This window comes from Kitasatospora sp. NPDC088160 (assembly GCF_044741445.1).
Classification (GTDB): Bacteria; Actinomycetota; Actinomycetes; order Streptomycetales; family Streptomycetaceae; genus Kitasatospora.
Genome location: NZ_JBIUSS010000024.1, coordinates 105,901 through 122,657, shown reverse-complemented (window position 1 = coordinate 122,657; position 16,757 = coordinate 105,901). Strand labels below are relative to the sequence as shown.

Sequence of the window (16,757 nt, the reverse complement as noted above, 5' to 3'; positions counted from 1 at the left end):
GGTGGCAGGGTGGGGAGCATGTGCGGTCGTTTCGTCTCCACCACCACGCCCCAGGACCTCGTCGCCCTGCTCGGCGAACTGCGCTGGGATCCGGCCGAGTCGTTCGCGCCGAGCTGGAACGTGGCGCCCACCGACCCGGTGCCCGCCGTCCTGGAACGCGTCGACCGGGAGAGCGGCGAGCTGCTGCGGCAGCTGCGCCCGCTGCGCTGGGGCCTGGTGCCGTCCTGGTCCAAGGATCCCTCCGGCGGCGCCCGCATGATCAACGCCCGCTCGGAGACCGTCCACCTCAAGCCCGCCTTCCGCAAGGCCTTCACCACCCGGCGCTGCGTCATCCCCGCCGACGGCTACTTCGAGTGGCGCGAGGTGCCCGCCGCCGCCGGCCGGAAGAAGTACAAGCAGCCGTACTTCCTCAGCACCGGCTCGGTCATGCTGATGGCCGGCCTGTACGAGTTCTGGCGCGACCAGACCCGGCCCGAGGACGACCCGGTGGCCTGGCTCGCCACCGCCACCGTCATCACCACCGACGCCACCGACAGCGCCGGGCGCGTCCACGACCGGATGCCGCTCACCATCGCCCCCGCCGACCTGTCCGCCTGGCTCGCCCCCGATCTCACGGACTCCGACGAACTCCACCACCTGCTGCGCCGCCCCGCCGACGGCGCCCTGCGGGTGCGGGCCGTCTCCCCCGCCGTCAACAGCGTCCGCGCCAACGGGCCGGAACTGCTCGACCCCACCCCGGACCCGCTGGGACTGGCGGACTGACGCCGCCCGGCCGTCAGGCGATCCGGCCGGCCAGCCCGGGGTAGTCGAGGACCAGGCCGTCCCGGTCCAGCACGAGGTCGCTGCGGAAGTCCCCGGAGGCGTAGCGGACGGTGGCCCGCCCGCCGTCCAGGCCGAGGTGGGTGTAGGTCTGACGGGAGGGGTGCACCGTCAGGTCGGGCACCCGGATCCACGCCATCAGGAAGTGCCGCTCGCCCGGGCCCCGGTGGAGGCCGTGGCGCAGCACCGGCGGGGTGTTGGTCACCGGGGAGAGCCCGAGGTCGCAGTCCAGCGCGCCGGCCAGGTCGGGCCGTTCCACGCCGTCGACGCTCCAGCGGCCGCCGTCCTGACGCAGTTCCAGCTCGCGGACGCCGTCGGCGGTCTCGGCCCGGACCCGCATCCACCGGGTGACGAAGCCCTCGCCGGTCTCCAGTTCGTACGTCAGCCAGTACGGCGCGGGCCGCGCGGCGGCGACCCGGCCGCGGGCGTGCAGGGCGGCGGCGCCGAGCTCGATCCAGGACGTCTCCAGGCCGCCCGTCTCGGCGACCTGCCAGGTGGGAACGGTGTGCGTGATCATCCGGGCACGCTACCGTCCGGTACCGACAGGCGCGCGCCCCCTCCGGGCGACCGGCGGGATCCGGTGACACGGCGCCCGCCCGCGACTACGGTGGGCGGGCGGAACCGTACGTGGGGGTGAGGGCGCCGAAGTGTTGATGTCCAGGACGACGCATGTCCGGCCCGAGGGCGGCCTGCCCGACCACGAGGCCTTCGACCAGCGGCGCCGCCCGGTCTCGCCCGCCACCGCCGGGAACCCGCACGCCGAGCAGCGGGCGGCCGTACTGCCGCCCGAGGCGGCGCGGGCCGCGCTGACCGTCGAGGCGAGCGCCCCCGCTCCCAACCTGCCGCCCCGCGCCGCGGACCGACTCGTGGGCCGCGACGGCGCGTTGCGGGCGATCGCCGAGGCGCTGTCGGACGGCGACGGCAGCGGGCTGGTCACCCAGGCCACCACGCTGCACGGCCTCGGCGGGGTCGGCAAGACCACCGTCGCGCTGCACTACGCCTACGCCGAGGCCGCGCACTACCGGCTGATCTGGTGGATCACCGCCGAGTCCGAGGAGCAGCTCGCCGAGGCCTTCGCCGACCTCGCCGTCCACCTCCACCCCACCTGGGCCCTCACCGCCCCGCCCGGCCAGCAGGTCGAGTGGGCGCTCGCCTGGCTGCGCGCCCACGACCGCTGGCTGCTCGTCTACGACAACGCCGAGGACCCGGTCCACCTCACCCCCTATCTCGGCCGGCTGCTCGGCTGCGGCCACCAGTTGGTCACCAGCCGCCGCGCCGGCGGCTGGCACCCCGGCATCCGCCCGGTGCGGATCGACGTCCTCGACGCCCCCGAGGCCACCCGGCTGCTCTGCGGCGCCGCCCACCCCGGGGCGCGGGCCGAACAGGCCGAGGTGCTCGCCCTCGCCGACGAACTCGGCCACCTCCCGCTCGCCCTCGCCCAGGCCGGCGCCTACGTGCAGCAGACCGGCACCACCTTCGCCGCCTACCGCGAGCTGCTGCGCACCAGCGGCCCGGCCCGCCCTGACGCCGGCTCCGACTCCGGTACTGGCTCCGGCGCGGTGGCCACCGTCTCCCGGCTCTGGCACACCACCCTGCGCGCCGTCCAGGCCACCGCCCCGTTCGCCGTCGAGCTGCTGCGCACGCTCGCCTGGTACGCCCCCGAGGCACTGCCGCGCGAAGCCCTGACGCCCTTCGGCGCGCGCCGCCCGGCCGAGGTCGACTCCGCGCTGCGGCTGCTCGCCGACTACAACCTGATCACCCTCGGCGAGACCGTCACCGTGCACCGCCTGCTCCAGGGCGTGCTGCGCCGTTCCGACGGAGCCCGCCCGCTGCGCCGGCGCGCCGAACAGCAGCTCGCCGAGGCCGCCGCCCGGCTCTGGCCGACCGCCGGGCCCCGGCTGCGCCGGGCGCTGCTGCCGCACATCCGCGAGCTGGCCGCCGGCGGCCCGTCCGATCACCCCACCCCGCAGACCGTCGCGCTGTACCGGCTGGCCGCCGGCGAGCTGACCGACCGGGCCCAGCGGGTGTTCGCCATCCCGCTGGTCACCGCGATGGCCGACGGCCAGACCCGCCTGCTGGGCTCCGACCACCCCGACACCCTGGCCACCCGGGGCCGGCTCGCCGAACTCCACACCCGGGCCGGCGACCCGGCCCGCGCCGTCGCGCTCTGCCGGGCGGTGGTGGCCGACCGCACCCGCCGCCAGGGCCACGACCACCCGGCCGCCCTCGCCGACCGCAGCACCCTCGCCCACGCCTACCGCAAGGCGGGTGAACACCGGTGCGCCGTCGAGGAGTTCCGCGCGGTGGTGGCCGACCGGGCCCGGGTGCTCGGCGCCGACAGCCGGGAGACCCTCACCAGCCGCGCGGGCCTGGCCTACGCCCTCCAGGTGGCCGGTCAGCACCAGGCGGCGGTGGCGGAGTTCGAGCGGCTGCTGGCCGACGCCGGCCGGGTCCTGGACGACCCCGACCACCCGGACATCCTGGCCCACCGCAACGGGCTCGCGTACGCCCAACTCACCGCCGGTCAGCACCGGTTGGCCATCACCCTGTACGAGCAGGCGGTGGCCGACCGGGCCCGGGTGCTCGGCGCCGACCACCCCGACACCCTCACCAGCCGCGACTGGCTCGCGGCCGCCCACGTCGTCGCGGGAGACCACCGGGCCGCGGTCGCCGGGTACGAGGCGCTGGTCGCCGACCACGTCCGGGTCCAGGGGCCGGACCACCCGCAGACCCTCTTCGCGCGCGGCCGGCTGGCGACGGCCCACTGCGAGGCCGGGCACCCGGCCTCGGCGGTCACCCGGTTCACCGATCTGGTCGGCGACTACACCCGCGTCCTCGGGCCCGACCACCCCCACACGCTGGACGCGCGCAGCGGTCTCGCCCACGCCCACCGCGAGGCGGGCCAGCTCCGGACGGCGGTGGACGAACACCGGGCGCTGGTCCGCGACCGCGCCCGCGCCCAGGGGCCGGACCACCCCGGCACGCTGGAGGAGCGCAGCGACCTCGCCTACGCGCTGCGCGTCGCGGGCCGGACCGGCCGTGAACTGGCCGAGTTCGAGGACCTGGTGGCCCACCGCGCCCGCGTCCAGGGCCCGGACCACCCGGACACCCTGGACGAACGGTCCAACCTCACCCGCACCCTGCTGTTGGCCGGGCGCCCCCGCGCGGCGCTCGCCGAATGCCAGCGGCTCCTCGCCGACCGCGAGCGGGTCCACGGCCCCGACCACTACGAGACCTTCGAGGCTCGACTGAGCCTGGCCCGGGCCTTCGGCGACGCCGGCGACCACCGACACGCGGCGGAGCTGTGCGACCGACTCGTCGCCGACCGGCTGCGGGTGCTCGGCGCCGACCACCCCGCCGTCCTCCACACCCGCGGCTGGCAGGCCTGGCTGCACGGCGCGGCGGAGCACCACCGGCGGGCCGTGGAACTGCGCGAACGGCTGGTGGCCGACTACGACCGGGTCCACGGCCCCGACCACCCGCAGACCCTCAACGCCCGCACCGGCCTGGCCTACGCCCTCCAGAGCGCGGGACGGATCCGGGAGGCGCTCGTCGAGCGCGAACGGGTGCTGGCCGACCTGACCCTGGTGCTCGGCGCCGGGCATCCCACCACCCTCAGCGCCTGCCTCCAGCTGGCGCGGACCCACGACGAGAGCGGCGACCACCCGCGCGCCGTGGAGCTGTACGCGGAACTGGTCGCCGACTGCGTCCGGCTGTACGGCGAGGAGCACCCCCGCACCCTCAGCACCCGGTGGTGGCTCGCCTCCGCGCACGGGGACGCCGGGGAGCACCGGCACGCGGCGGAACTGTACGAAGCACTGGCAGCCGACCGCGCCCGGCTCCAGGGCCCCGACCACCCGGAGACGCTCAACACCCGCCGGTGGCACGCCGACAGCTGCCGGGAGGCGGGCGACCACCGGCGGGCCGTCACGCTGTCCGAAACCCTGGTGGCCGACCAATCCCGCGTCCACGGACCGGAACACCCCGACACCCTGGGCGCCCGTCTGGTGCTGGCGCAGGCGCTCACCGCCGCTGGCCGGCACCGCCGGGCGCTGGAGCTCCACCAGGAGCTCGTCGCGGACCGGGCCCGGATCCAGGGCCCCGACCACCCGGACACCCTCAATGCCCGCTGGTGGCTGGCACACGACTGCCAGCGGGCCGGCGAGCACCGCCGCGCGGTGGAGCTGTACGACGCACTGGCGGCCGATCGCGGCCGGATCCTGGGCGCCGACCACCCCCAGACCCTCACCGCCCGCTGGTGGCAGGCGAACGGTCACCAGCGGGCCGGCCACCACCACCGTGCGGTGGAGCTGTTCGACGCGCTGGTGGCCGACGACACCCGGATCCGCGGTGCCGACCACCCCGAGACGCTGGCCACGCGCGCCGGACTGGCCTGGGCCACCTCCTCCGCGAACGACCACCGCCACGCCATCGCCCGCTACGAGGCCCTGGCCGCCGACCGCACCCGGATCCACGGCGCCGACCACCCGCTGGCCCTGGACGCCCGCGGCTCCCTGGCCTGGGCGCACGCCGAGGCGGGCGACCACCGCCGCGCCGCAGAGCTGCACTCCGCGCTGGTGGCCGACCGCACCCGGATCCAGGGCCCCGACCACCCCGACACCCTCGGCACCCGGCGCTCGCAGGCGGCGGGCCACCACGAGGTCGGCGAACTCGACCGCGCCCTGGAGCTGTACGAGGCACTGGTCGCGGACCTGGCCCGGGTCCTGGGCGCCGACCACCCCACCACCCTGGACACCCGGCTCGGCCTGGCCCAGGCCTGCCGCGAGGCGGCCGAGCACGACCGCTCGGTGGACCTGTTCCGGGCCCTGGTCGCCGACTACGAGCGGGCGCTCGGACCGGACCACCCCGACACCCTCGACGCGCGGCTCGGCCTCGCGCGGTCGGTGGTGGCGGCGGGCGACCACCCCGCCGCCGCCGAGCTGTACACGGCGCTGCTGGCCGACCAGGAGCGGGCGCAGGGCCCGGACCACCCGGACACGCTCACCACCCGGTGGTGGCAGGCCGCCGCCCACCGCGACGCGGACGACCAGCGCCGCGCGGCCGAGGCCTTCGGCGCCGTCGCCGCCGACCGGGCCCGGGTGCTCGGCCCGGACCACCCCGACACCCTCAACACCCGCTGGTGGCAGGCCTCCTCGTACCGCGCGGGCTACGACCTCCAACGCGCGCTCGACCTGGCCGCGCCCCTGGTCGCCGACACCGAGCGGGTGCTCGGGCCCGACCACCCCGACGCCCTCGGCGCCCGGTTCCTGCTGGCCTGGACGTACCGGTCGGGCGGCGACCACCGCCCCGCGACGGAACTCGACGAGGCGCTGCTGCGGGACCGGATCCGGCTCCAGGGCCCGGACCACCCCGACACCCTCGCCTGTCGCGGCAGCCTCGCCCAGGACCGCCGGCTCGCGGGCCTCCTGCACCAGGCCGAGGCCGAACGGGAGGCGCTGGCCGCCGACCGTGCGCGCATCCACGGCCCCGACCACCCGGACACCCTCCTCCAGCTCTCCCAACTCGCCGAGGCCGTCCTCGCCACCGGCGAACTCGACCGCGCCACAGCCCTGTTCACCGAACTGATCGCCCACCGGACCCGGGTCCAGGGCGCGGACCACCCGGACACCCTCGGCGAGCGCTCCGGCCTCGCCTCCGTCCACGCCCGCGCCGGCCGGCAGCGGCAGGAGATCGTCGAACGGCTGATGCTGCTCGCCGACCACGAGCGCGTACACGGCCAGGACCACCCCGACACCCTCACCGCGTGCACCGACCTCGCCCACTCCCACCGCCGCCGCTGGGAGCACGACCGCGCCGACGCGCTCTACCGCGCCCTGCTGGCCGACCGCACCCGGATCCTCGGTGCCGAACACCCCGGCGCCCCGGACACCATCGATGCCCTCGACTCCCTCGACGACCGGGACAGCATCGCGCTCAACCTCGTCGAGGCCGGCCGGTACGCGGAGGGCGCCGACTGCTACCGGGAGGCGCTGGCCGCCGCCGAATCGGCCCTCGGCCCGGAGCACCTGCTCGCCCACGCCGTGCGGTACGGCCTCGCCCAGGCGCTGCTGCTCGCCGGGGACCACGAGGGCGCGATCGCCGAACTGTCGCCCCTGACGGCGGACTGGACCAGACCCGCCGGCCCCGCCCTGCCCGGCCTCGTCCGGTCCGGGTGCGTCCTCGCCGTCGCCCGCCACCTCAACGGGGAGCACGAGGCGGCGGTGCGCCTGGCCGCCACCCTCGCCGCCTGTGCGGACGACGCCCTCGGCAGCACCGACGACGCCACCCTCGCCGCCCGCGAGGCCCACGCGCTGCTGCTGGCCTGCGGCCCGCGGCCGCTGCGCGCCGTCGTCCGGCTGGAGGAACTCGCCGAGGAGTGCGCCGCGAGCCACGGCCCGCGCAACTCCCTCACCCTGAGCATCCGCCAGAGCCTCGCCCACGCGCGGCTGCGGGCCGGCGACGCCGTCGGGGCGGTGCGGGTGTACGAGGGCATCGTCGCCGACCGGCTCCCGGCCGGGACACTGCTGACCGGACACCGGCACGCCGACGACGTCGCCGTCAGCCTCGGTACCCTGCGCCCCGGGCTGCTCCCGGTGTTCCCCACCCTGGCCGTCGGCCTGGCCGCCGCGCTCGCCGCGAGCGGGCGCCGGGACGCCGCCCGGGACCTGCTGGTGGCCGTCCACACCGCGCGCCGGACCCTGATGGGCCCCGGCCATCCGCTGGCGGTGGAGAGCCGGACGGCCCTGGCCCGACTCGACGGCGGCGCAGCGCAGTCGCCGGCCCCACTTGACGACGGCGGGCCGGAGTCGCTGCCGGCCGCACCCGTCCGCGCGGAGCTCGGGCCGGAACCGTCCGAGCCGGCCGCACTGATCCGGTGCTCGCGCGGGGAGCGGCGCCGCTCCCCGGCGCCCGCGGTACCGAGGACGGCCTGGCGGACCCGGCTCACCCTGCTCGACGAGCCGGCGGTGGGGGCCGCCGTGCGGCTGGAGCTGCGGTTGGAACCCGAGGTGCCGCAGGCCGACCCCGGCGAGCTGCCGGGCCTGCGCCTGGTGGCCGTCGCCGCCTCGGACGCCGTGCTCGATCCACCCGTCGCCGACTACAGCCCGGCCGGGGAGCCCGCCCGCTTCGCGCTGACCCCGTCCGTGCCGGGGCCGCACACCGTCCGGATCACCGTCTACGACCGGGGGCACGGCTCCGTGCTCCAGGACCTGTCCACCGTCGTCGACGTCCCGCACGTCCCGCGCGTCCCCCAAGTCGGCCAAGTCGGCCAAGTCCCCACCGTCACCGACGTCACCCACATCGCCCAGGACGAGGAGTAATCGCGTGGCCCGGGACCTCCTCGTCGAGATCCGTCAGAACCCCTCCGCCGACTTCACCCGGCTCCCCCGGCAACAGGCTCCGGACGCCCCGCAGGCCAAGGAGCCGGCCCCGCTGGACCTCGTGGTCTCGCTGCGCCGCCACCGCGACGACCTGCTCGTCTCCGCCTTCCGGCCCGGCGAGCGCACGCCCTGGTCCCGCCCCCACCGCGCGGAGCTGAAGGTGTCCGCCCCCGCCCTGCTCGCCCGGGCCTCCCGGCTGCGGACCATCTGGCGCGACCGCCTGGTCCAGTACGACCCGGAGCCGATCGGCGGCTACCCCTTCGCCCAGGCCGTCGACTTCAACCGGCTGGCCGGCGTCGCCGAGCGGCAGGTCGCCGAACTGGCCGAGGAGGGACGGTACTTCCTGGAGGTGATGCTCGACGGGCCGGACCGCGAACTCACCGTCTTCCGCGACTACCTCACCCGGACGCTCACCGAGAGCGGCTCGCTGCGGATCAGCTTCGACTCCGACCTCCACCTGCCCTGGCCGATGCTCGCCGTCGACGGCGGCCACGCCGACCCGTGGGCGGACTTCCTCGGCCACCGCCACCAGGTCGAGCAGACCGGCGCCGGCTACCCGCCGATCCAGCCGCCGTACCCGGCCCGCGCCAGGCCCGTCACCAGCCTCAACACCGACGACCAGCTCACCGACGTCGGCCGGGCCCCCGAGGTCCGCAAACTGCTGGAGGACCGCTCCCAGCTGACCGTGCGCACCGAGTCCGAACCGCTACTCAAGGCGCTGTCCTCCGCCGTGCTGGACGAGGACGTCATGTACTTCTGGTGCCACGGCCAGTTCGTCGCCGGCGACTCCCCGTACGAGCAGCTCGCCGTCCGGCTCTCCGACGACCGCCAGATCGACGCCGACCTGGTGCGCCGCCACCGCCGCCGGCACGCCGAGGCGCCGGACGCCATGTTCCGGCCGTTCGTGCTGCTGAACGCCTGCCACACCGGGCAGTCCACGGCCGCCGAACTGGAGCACCTCGGCCGGGCGCTGGTCGACCTCGGCGCCAACGGCGTGCTCGGCCCGCAGATCGAGATCCCGCAGGTCTTCGCCGCCGAGTACGCCTTCGCCTTCCTCGACCTCTACCTGACCGGGGAGTCCACGGCGGGCGAGATCACCCAGCAGTTGGTCCGGTGGTTCGCCCGCGAGTACCGCAACCCGCTGGCGCTCACCTACTCCCTGCACTGCGGCCTCGACAGCATCCTGGAGCTGACCCCGTGACGGCGCCCACGCCCATCGCCACCGCCACCGTCGACCTGGACGAGGAGGGCCGGCTGCTCGTCCCCGGCACCCGCACGCCGGTGCCCGAGGCCCGGATCGCCCAACACCTCGCCCGGCACCTGCGCATCCCCCCGCGGGCGACCGACGTCTACGTCTACGTCCACGGTTGGCAGACCAGCCCCGCCGCCGCCGACCGCTCGGCCGCCGCCCTGCTCACCGAGGCCGCCGCCCTGCACCGGTCCGCGCCGACCGCCTACCCCGGGCTGACCAGGGGGTTCCGCCCGTGGTGCGTGGTGGTGCGCTGGCCGTCCTCCAGCCTGCCGTCGCCGGCCGGCTACCGCCGGATCCGGGCCCGGGCGCACGCCATGAGCGCCCAGGGGCAGGCCGGGCGCGTCCTGGGCCACCTGCTCGGCTACCTGGACGCCGACCGCGGCGACCCGGCCGCGCCCCGCGTCCTGGCCAACCGCAACGGCCAGTACCTGCACCTGGTCGGCCACTCCTTCGGCGGCCGTTTCCTCTGCGAGGCCGTCCAGTACGCGGCCGACCGGCCCGCCGGGCCACCGGTGCTGGGCTGGAGCCGGCCGGGCGACCCCACCCGGCCGTTCACCGTCGACAGCGCGCTGATCTTCCAGATGGCCGCGCCCCGCGACGCCTTCACCCACCTCTTCCCCCGGCTGTTCCTCGGCCCCGGCCGGCCCGGCGCCCCGCTGCGCGGCCCGCTGGTGCTCACCCACTCCCGCTGGGACCGCGCCACCGGCTTCTGGCACCTGCGCGCCGAGGGCCGCCCGGGCATCGGCCACTCCGGCACCGGCGTCGCCCCCGTCCCCCAGTTCAGCACCCGGCTGCGCCCGACCGCCTCCCCGTACCCGCACGCCGAGTTGGACCACCCGATCGTCAACATCGACGCCGCCCGGGTCTACCGCGGCGGCCTGGCCACCCGCCTCAACCCGGCGGGCGCCCACTCCGACTTCCACCACCCCGAATCCGCCCACCTGCTGCTCAGCCTCGCCGCCCACTCACGCTGACCGGACGGGCCCGTCGTCCCGCTCGGGTGCCCCGACCGATCCACGCCAGCCGCCGCGCGGGTCAGTCCGCGCCGGTCAGTCCTGCGGGGTGAACGACTCCAGGTAGGCGGCCGCCTTCGCGGGGTCGAGGAACCACTGCTCCAGGTCGGCCGGGTCGTTGAAGGCGTTGGCGAACCGGTCGGCGACGGGCGGGAGTTGACCGGCGGCGCCGAGCAGGTGCAGGACGTGCTCGGGCGGCGGCGCGAGCATCGCGTTGCTCCAGACGGTGCTGGGGCGCACGGTCTGCCAGAAGCGGTCGAAGGCGGCCCGCATGAAGTCGCGGTCGAACGGCTTGTCGCCGTGCGCGAGGATCGCGTCGAGGTAGCCGGCCGCGCACCGGGCGGCGTTGTTGGAGCCCTGGCCGGTGATCGGGTCGTTGAGGACGACGACGTCCGCGACGCCCAGCGCCGCTCCGCCGCCGGGCAGTTCGCCGACCGGGTGGCGGACGACGGGGGTGAAGCGCCCGGCGAGGGTGGCGCCGGCGTCGGTGAGTTCGATTCCGGCCCGGGCGCGGTCATACTCCCAAGGAGTGAAGGCCTTCATCAGGTCGAGCGTCACCCGCAGGTGTTCGGCCGGGTCGCGGACCCCGTCGAAGGCGTCCGCCGGGCCGCCCGGGGCGGCCTCCCAGAGCAGGATGTCGCACGGGCCGGCCGCGGTCAGCGCCGGCATGACGAACAGTTCGCCGACGCCGGGCACCACGTTGCAGCGGACGGCGGGGAAGTCGTGCTCGGGGCGCGGGCCGAGCCCGTACACGTAGCTGGCGGCCAGCGCGCGCTGCGGCCGGTCGTAGCGGGAGCGCTCGTGGTCGCGCTCGAACATCGCGGCCAGGTCGCCCTTTCCGGCCGCGACCAGGACCAGGTCGTAGGAGCCGGAGAGGTGTTCGAGGTCGCCGACGGTCACCGGGCGGACCACGACCCGGCCGCCGCGCCCGGCGAAGGTCTCCAGCCAGGCGGGCATCTTCAGCCGCTGGTCGACGGACTGCGCGGGCGCGTCCAGGCGCCCGACCCAGTCGATCACCCGCGCGGACTCCGGCCCGGCGACGGAGACTCCGACGCCCTCGATCCGGGGTGCGGTGTCCGCCCAGAGGTCCAGGCCGAGGTCGCGTTCGGTCCGCAGCGCGGCGTCGAACATGCACTGGGTGGACAGCACCCGGCCGCTCCGGACCGCGTCCGCGTCGCGGTCGGTCATCACCGTCACGTCGTAGCCGTGGGCCTGGAGCCCCAGGGCCAGTTGGAGGCCGGCCTGCCCCGCGCCGACGATCAGAACTCTGCGCATCGTCTCCGCTTTCCTGGTTGTACGTCCTGGCCCGGCCTCAACACCCGTCCGTCCGTGGGCTGGTGAGCCCGCGGGGGGAGGTGGGCACCGGTCGGCCGCCAGTCGCGCTGCCAGTGGCCTGGATACCAGTCATCGGGCACCCGCGTCCACGGCCCGCGCACGCCCGGCCGGGAACGTCACCGTCCGCGGTCGGACGCGGTCGAACAAGCGATTTGAAAAATTCTTCAACTTCATACATGCTGGCGAGCCGCCGACCCCCGGCCCGACCCGAGAGGACAGCCCGCGCGCATGAGCGACCACCTCCCCCCGTGCCCGTCGTGCTCCAGCGAGTACACCTATGAGATGAACGCCCTCATGGTCTGCCCGGAGTGCGGCCACGAGTGGATGCCCGCGGCAGGCGGCGCCGCCGAACCGGCCGGCCCGGGCGAGCGGGTGATCCGGGACGCGGTCGGCAACGTGCTCAGCGACGGCGACACCGTGACCGTCGTCAAGGCGCTCAAGGTCAAGGGCAGCGTCTCCGGCATCAAGGCGGGCACCAAGGTCCGCAACATCCGTCTGGTCGACGGCGTCGACGGCCACGACATCGACTGCCGGATCGAGGGGTTCGGCGCGATGCAGCTCAAGTCGAACGTGGTCAAGAAGGCCTGACCGGGCCCGCGCCCGGCGCGAAACGGCGGCGGGCCGGGCCGGGGGGGGGGGGGAGGGCGCGGGGGCGGGGTGGGGGGGCCCGCCCCGGCCCGGGCCCCGGGCCCCCGGGGGGGGCGGGCGCGGGCGGCGGCGCCCCCCCCCCCCGCCCGGGGGGGCGGCCCCCCCCGGCCGGGCCCCCCCCCGGCGCCCCCCCGCGCGCCCCCCCCCCCGGGGGGGCGGGGCGCCCCCCCCCCGCCGTTTCGTGTTACTCCATCGGGGACGGGCCGGCGGCCGGCGGCGCGGCGGGGAAGAGGATCGGGCTGAGCAGGTACGGCTCCCGGCCCGGCCCCGGCCCGTTCGCCAGCCGGGGCTCCAGGACGGCACGCAACTCGCCGCTGAACTCGGCGAGTTCCGCCGGGTCGAGCCAGAACGTGCCCTGCCGGTAGGCCACTCCCTGGGCGGCCGGGTCGGCGTCCTCGCGGTCGAGGTAGGCGTTGAACTCGGCGATCAGGACGGCCATCGCGGCGGCGAAGCCCCGGCGGTGGTCCTCCCGCGTCATCGTGGCGGCCACGGCGGCGTCCACGACCGGACGGTCCTCGCGCAGCCGGTAGTGCCGCTCGACGGCGCCGCGCACCCGGCGCTCCTCGGCGACCTCCAGGAAGCCGGCCTCGGCGAGCAGCGCGACGTGCCGGTACACCGTCACCTTCGACACGCCGGACAGCCGCTCGCACAGCTGCGACGTGGTGAGCACCTGCCCGCCGGCGAGAGCGTGCACCACACGCAGGCGCACCGGGTGGAGGAGGAGGTCTACCGCGTCGAGGTCCATTGCCCCACGATTTCACAGTCGCTATCTTTATCAAAGATGAAAACAGTGCGCCCGGGAGACGACCCGGGTGCCGGTTCCCAGGGGGGAAGCACCATGCGCCAGACGAACGGGCGGGCCATCACCGTCAACGGGCGATCGCTCTACGTCGAGGAGTCCGGACACGGCACGGACGTCGTGCTCTTCGAGTCGGGCCAGGGCCTCGGCCGCGTCTCCTGGGACCCGGTCCTGCCGCTGCTCGCGGACCGTGCCCGGCTGGTCGCCTACGACCGCGCCGGCTTCGGCCGCAGCGCCCGCACCGACGCCCCCCTCGACCTCGACGACTTGGCGGCCGACCTGGTCGCCCTCGCCGAGGCCGTCGCCCCCGGCCGGTTCGTCCTGGTCGCCCACAGCATGGGCGGCCTGGTCGCCCGCCTCGCGTACCAGCGCCTCGCGCCCCGGCTGCGCGGCATCCTGATGGTCGACACCACACCGGAGACCGCGCCCGCCTTCGACACCATCGACCAGATCGCCCGCCGCGTCGACCGCACGCTCGCCATCGGCCAACCCCTGGTCCGCAGCCGCCTGGTGGCCCGTCTGCTCAGCGGCACCGCCCGCCGGGTCTTCCCCACCGACACCTACGAGACCATGCTCGCCGAGGACTTCGTCCCGGCCGGCCTCGCCCAGACCCGCCGCGAGTTCCGCGCCGTCGCGGCCGCCGTCCCCCGGCTGCGCGCCGAACCCCCGGCACCCCCCGTCTGCCCGACCGTCCTGCTGTCCGCCGACCGTCCCCGCCGAGGCGGCGAACGCACCCACCCCGCCCTCCAGGAACACCAGCGCCGCTGGACCGAAACCCTCCCCGACGGCCGCTACGAGACCGTCGCCGCCGGCCACTTCATCCAGGGCGAGCGGCCCGACGTGGTCGCCGCCCGGATCCGCGAACTCCTCGACCGCGGCTGAGCGGTGGGCCACCGGGCCTCGGTCGACCGGCCGCAGAACGTCCGCCCGTCCGACCCGATCGCCGACCTCGGCCGGTTCACGCCAGCGGCAGCAGTCCGGGCACCGGGCCGCCGCGACGGGACAGCCGGCGCAGGAACGTCAGCACTCCGGGTGTCCCGACCGCCCAGGCGCGGGACTCTGCGGTCGGGTCGCCGCCGGGGAAGACCGGGCGGCCCGCCGGCCCGCCGGCGCGGGTGAGGAGCAGGGCTGCCAGCTGCTCCGCCGCGTGCCAGTGGCGGGAGTCGCCGGTGGCCGCGGCGAGGTCCACGAGGAGGTCGCCGACTCCGGCCAGGCCGCAGCAGCGGACCACCAGGGCGGTGCGCGGGGCGAGCGTCCGGCAGGTGTCGGCCGCGTCGGCGGCCAGGGCGAGGAGGGTGTCGTCGCCGTACCGGATTCCGGCCTGGACGAGGACCGTGCCGAGGCCTGCCAGGCCCCGGCACCAGGAGAGGTAGCGGCGGGTCGCCCCGGGCCGCAGGGCGGCCGCGCTGAGGCGGGGAAGGTCGGCGGCGAGTCCGTCGACGATGCGGCGGGCGGTCCGGCGGGACGCCTCGTCGGGCCGGGCGAGGAGGAAGTGGGCGATGCCCGCGCGGCCGTGCGCGAAACCCTCGGCGAGGGCGGCGGTGCCGGGGTTGGGCTCCTCGCCGGGATCGTCGAGGGGCCGGGCGGTCAGTGCCGTAGCGCACGCGGCGGCCGCCGCGAGGTGCCGGTCGGTGTCCCGGCCGAGGGCGGCGAGCAGCAGGTGGGCGGTGCCGATCCCGGCCGCCCCGGCGATCTGGTCGGCCCCGGCGGGCTCGTGGTGGCGGTGGTACGGGGACTTCGTGCCGGGCGGCTCCGTACCGAGGGTGGCGGCGGCCCGGGCGAGGAACAGGTCGGCGCCCGCCCGGCCCTGGTAGAGCGAGCCGTCGAGGCGGTCGAGCGCCGGGTGGCCGGCCGTCCAGTCGGCCAGGGCGGTGGCGGCGGCCCGGGCGTCGGGGCGGTCCGCGTGCTCCAGCAGTTCGAGGCCGAGGCCGGCGGCCCCGTCGTAGAGCGACAGCAGGGTGCGGGGTTCGGCGGCGCGCGGGTCGGTGGCGACCAGCTCGCGGGCCATCCGCACGCAGGTGCCGACGGTGTGGTCGACGGCCTCGCCGAGCGGGGCCCGCCGCGGCCCGGCCGAGCGCCGTGCCGGGGGTCGGCCGAGCGGCCTCCCGCCCCGCAGGCCGGCGGCGGCGGCCGAGCGCCGGTCCCCGTCCGGGCTCACCAGGCCCGCGACCAGGGCCACCGCGGAATCCGCCGAGTCCGAAGGGCCGGGGAGGGCCGCGCGCAGACAGGCCAGGGTGCGGTCACGGTTGGTCGCCGGGTCGGGGTCGATCACCACCGGGTCGAGGCCGGTGAGGGCGTGGTGCAGCGTGGTGCCCAGCGCGTAGTAGTCCTCGGTGGGGTCGGTCCCGGTGGCGCCGGGCAGCCCGTAGCCCGCCGTGGCCCCGGGCGGTCGGGCGCCGTCGAGGGCGCTGACACCGAAGTCGACCAGCGAGCAGCGGCCGGCGGCGCCGAGCACCACGTTCGCGGGTTTCAGGTCGCAGACCACCACGCCGCGCGCGTGCACCGCGTCCAGGATCCGCAGCAGTCCGCGCGCCAGGTCCCACCAGTCGCGCCCGCCGGTGCCCGGCCCGGGGTCGTACGGGCCCGCGGCGAGGACGTCGCGCCGCAGGTCGCGCGGCCCGCACGCGCCGCTGACCAGGTACTCGTCGGCGCCGTGCCGGAAGTAGTCGACCAGCACCGGTACCCCGGGCACCCCGGCCAGGGCGGTGAGCACCCGGCGTTCGTGCCGGAGCCGGCCGCGCGCGTCGGTGCCCGCGCCGTCCTCGCCGACGTGGGCACGGGCCTGTTTGACCACCACCTCGCGCCCGGTGGCGAGTTCGACCGCGCGGTAGACGTGGCCGTTCGGCGAGCGGGTGATCCCTGCGGTGATCCGGTACCGGCCCTCGCCGACCCGGGTGGTCGGCGGCCGGGCGGCGGCCGCGACGGGTGTGAACGGGTCGCTCGCCCAGGGCGGTTGGCGGTAGCGGGCTTCGGCCAGGCCGGGGAAGACCGACCCGTCCGGGCCGGTCATGCCGTAGTCGGCGCCGTCGTCCGTGACCCGGAACAGTCCGTAGCGGTAGTAGACCGGCGCGTCCGGCCGGAGCCGGCGGTCGCTCACCACCCGGGGCCCGGCCCAGCCGGCCAGCGCCCGGGCCAACTCCGTTCCCAGCGCGACGAGGTCCGCCTCGTCCGGGTAGACCGTGACGGCCTTGCCCACGGCCGCGGGGCCGCGCAGCCCGCTGTTGAGCTCCCGCAGCACGGCCGCGCCCGCCGCGAACTTCGCGTCGCAGGTGCGGCGCAGCAGGATCGGGACCACCGCGTCCAGCAGTTGCGGGAGTTGGCCCTGCCGGGCGGACAGGTGGAGCTTCCAGCCGTGGGCGCGCGCCGGCATCCGCGGGTCCTGGAGGTACCACCACTGCCCGTCGGTGTGCAGCGGGCGGCGCGGGCCGGGCGCGGCGGCCGCCAGGTCGGCGACCCGGCGCCGCAGTGCCTCGGCGGAGCCGGGGTCGGGTGGTGTGGTCATCGCTCCGCCC

At 76.6% G+C, this 16,757-nt stretch carries 10 protein-coding genes; 6 read left to right on the top strand and 4 right to left on the bottom strand.

Annotated features, from left to right (window positions below):
• The first annotated feature begins 18 nt into the window (after window positions 1-18).
• Complete coding sequence (locus tag ACIOGZ_RS32325) at window positions 19-762, top strand: SOS response-associated peptidase (RefSeq protein WP_363586357.1); 744 nt, start codon at window positions 19-21, stop codon at window positions 760-762.
• A gap of 13 nt (window positions 763-775) precedes the next feature.
• On the opposite strand, the gene ACIOGZ_RS32320 is transcribed toward ACIOGZ_RS32325, so the two are convergent.
• Window positions 776-1,336, bottom strand: coding sequence for a putative glycolipid-binding domain-containing protein (locus ACIOGZ_RS32320; protein ID WP_363586356.1), 561 nt, complete (start codon window positions 1,334-1,336; stop codon window positions 776-778).
• 136 nt (window positions 1,337-1,472) lie between these two features.
• On the opposite strand from ACIOGZ_RS32320, the gene fxsT reads away from it, so the two are divergent.
• The 3 genes from fxsT to ACIOGZ_RS32305 are packed head-to-tail and all read left to right on the top strand — an operon-like array spanning window position 1,473 to window position 10,424.
• A complete protein-coding gene (gene fxsT / locus ACIOGZ_RS32315) occupies window positions 1,473-8,138 on the top strand; it encodes an FxSxx-COOH system tetratricopeptide repeat protein (RefSeq protein ID WP_400988638.1) in 6,666 nt (2,221 codons plus the stop codon).
• 4 nt (window positions 8,139-8,142) lie between these two features.
• Window positions 8,143-9,399 carry a CHAT domain-containing protein gene (locus ACIOGZ_RS32310; RefSeq protein ID WP_363586354.1) on the top strand — a complete coding sequence of 419 codons (1,257 nt, stop codon included), beginning with the start codon at window positions 8,143-8,145 and terminating at the stop codon, window positions 9,397-9,399.
• Window positions 9,396-10,424 carry a hypothetical protein gene (locus ACIOGZ_RS32305; RefSeq protein WP_363586353.1) on the top strand — a complete coding sequence of 343 codons (1,029 nt, stop codon included), beginning with the start codon at window positions 9,396-9,398 and terminating at the stop codon, window positions 10,422-10,424. Before ACIOGZ_RS32310 ends, ACIOGZ_RS32305 begins: the two co-directional genes overlap by 4 nt.
• Window positions 10,425-10,499: 75 nt before the next feature.
• Here ACIOGZ_RS32305 and ACIOGZ_RS32300 read toward each other — a convergent pair whose 3' ends face one another.
• Window positions 10,500-11,738, bottom strand: coding sequence for a styrene monooxygenase/indole monooxygenase family protein (locus ACIOGZ_RS32300; RefSeq protein WP_363586352.1), 1,239 nt, complete (start codon window positions 11,736-11,738; stop codon window positions 10,500-10,502).
• Window positions 11,739-12,026: 288 nt separating this feature from the next.
• Between ACIOGZ_RS32300 and ACIOGZ_RS32295 the strand changes: the two genes are divergently transcribed.
• Window positions 12,027-12,386, top strand: a complete 360-nt coding sequence (locus tag ACIOGZ_RS32295; RefSeq protein ID WP_400807955.1) for a zinc ribbon domain-containing protein YjdM — start codon at window positions 12,027-12,029, stop codon at window positions 12,384-12,386.
• Between the two features lie 244 nt (window positions 12,387-12,630).
• Here the strand turns inward: ACIOGZ_RS32295 and ACIOGZ_RS32290 are convergent, their stop codons facing one another.
• Window positions 12,631-13,191, bottom strand: coding sequence for a helix-turn-helix domain-containing protein (locus ACIOGZ_RS32290; protein ID WP_363589555.1), 561 nt, complete (start codon window positions 13,189-13,191; stop codon window positions 12,631-12,633).
• 93 nt (window positions 13,192-13,284) lie between these two features.
• On the opposite strand from ACIOGZ_RS32290, the gene ACIOGZ_RS32285 reads away from it, so the two are divergent.
• Window positions 13,285-14,127: an alpha/beta hydrolase gene (locus tag ACIOGZ_RS32285; protein WP_363589553.1), complete on the top strand. Its 843-nt coding sequence runs from the start codon at window positions 13,285-13,287 to the stop codon at window positions 14,125-14,127.
• 76 nt (window positions 14,128-14,203) lie between these two features.
• On the opposite strand, the gene lanL is transcribed toward ACIOGZ_RS32285, so the two are convergent.
• Window positions 14,204-16,747 carry a class IV lanthionine synthetase LanL gene (lanL, locus tag ACIOGZ_RS32280; RefSeq protein ID WP_400988637.1) on the bottom strand — a complete coding sequence of 848 codons (2,544 nt, stop codon included), beginning with the start codon at window positions 16,745-16,747 and terminating at the stop codon, window positions 14,204-14,206.
• Window positions 16,748-16,757 lie beyond the last annotated feature (10 nt).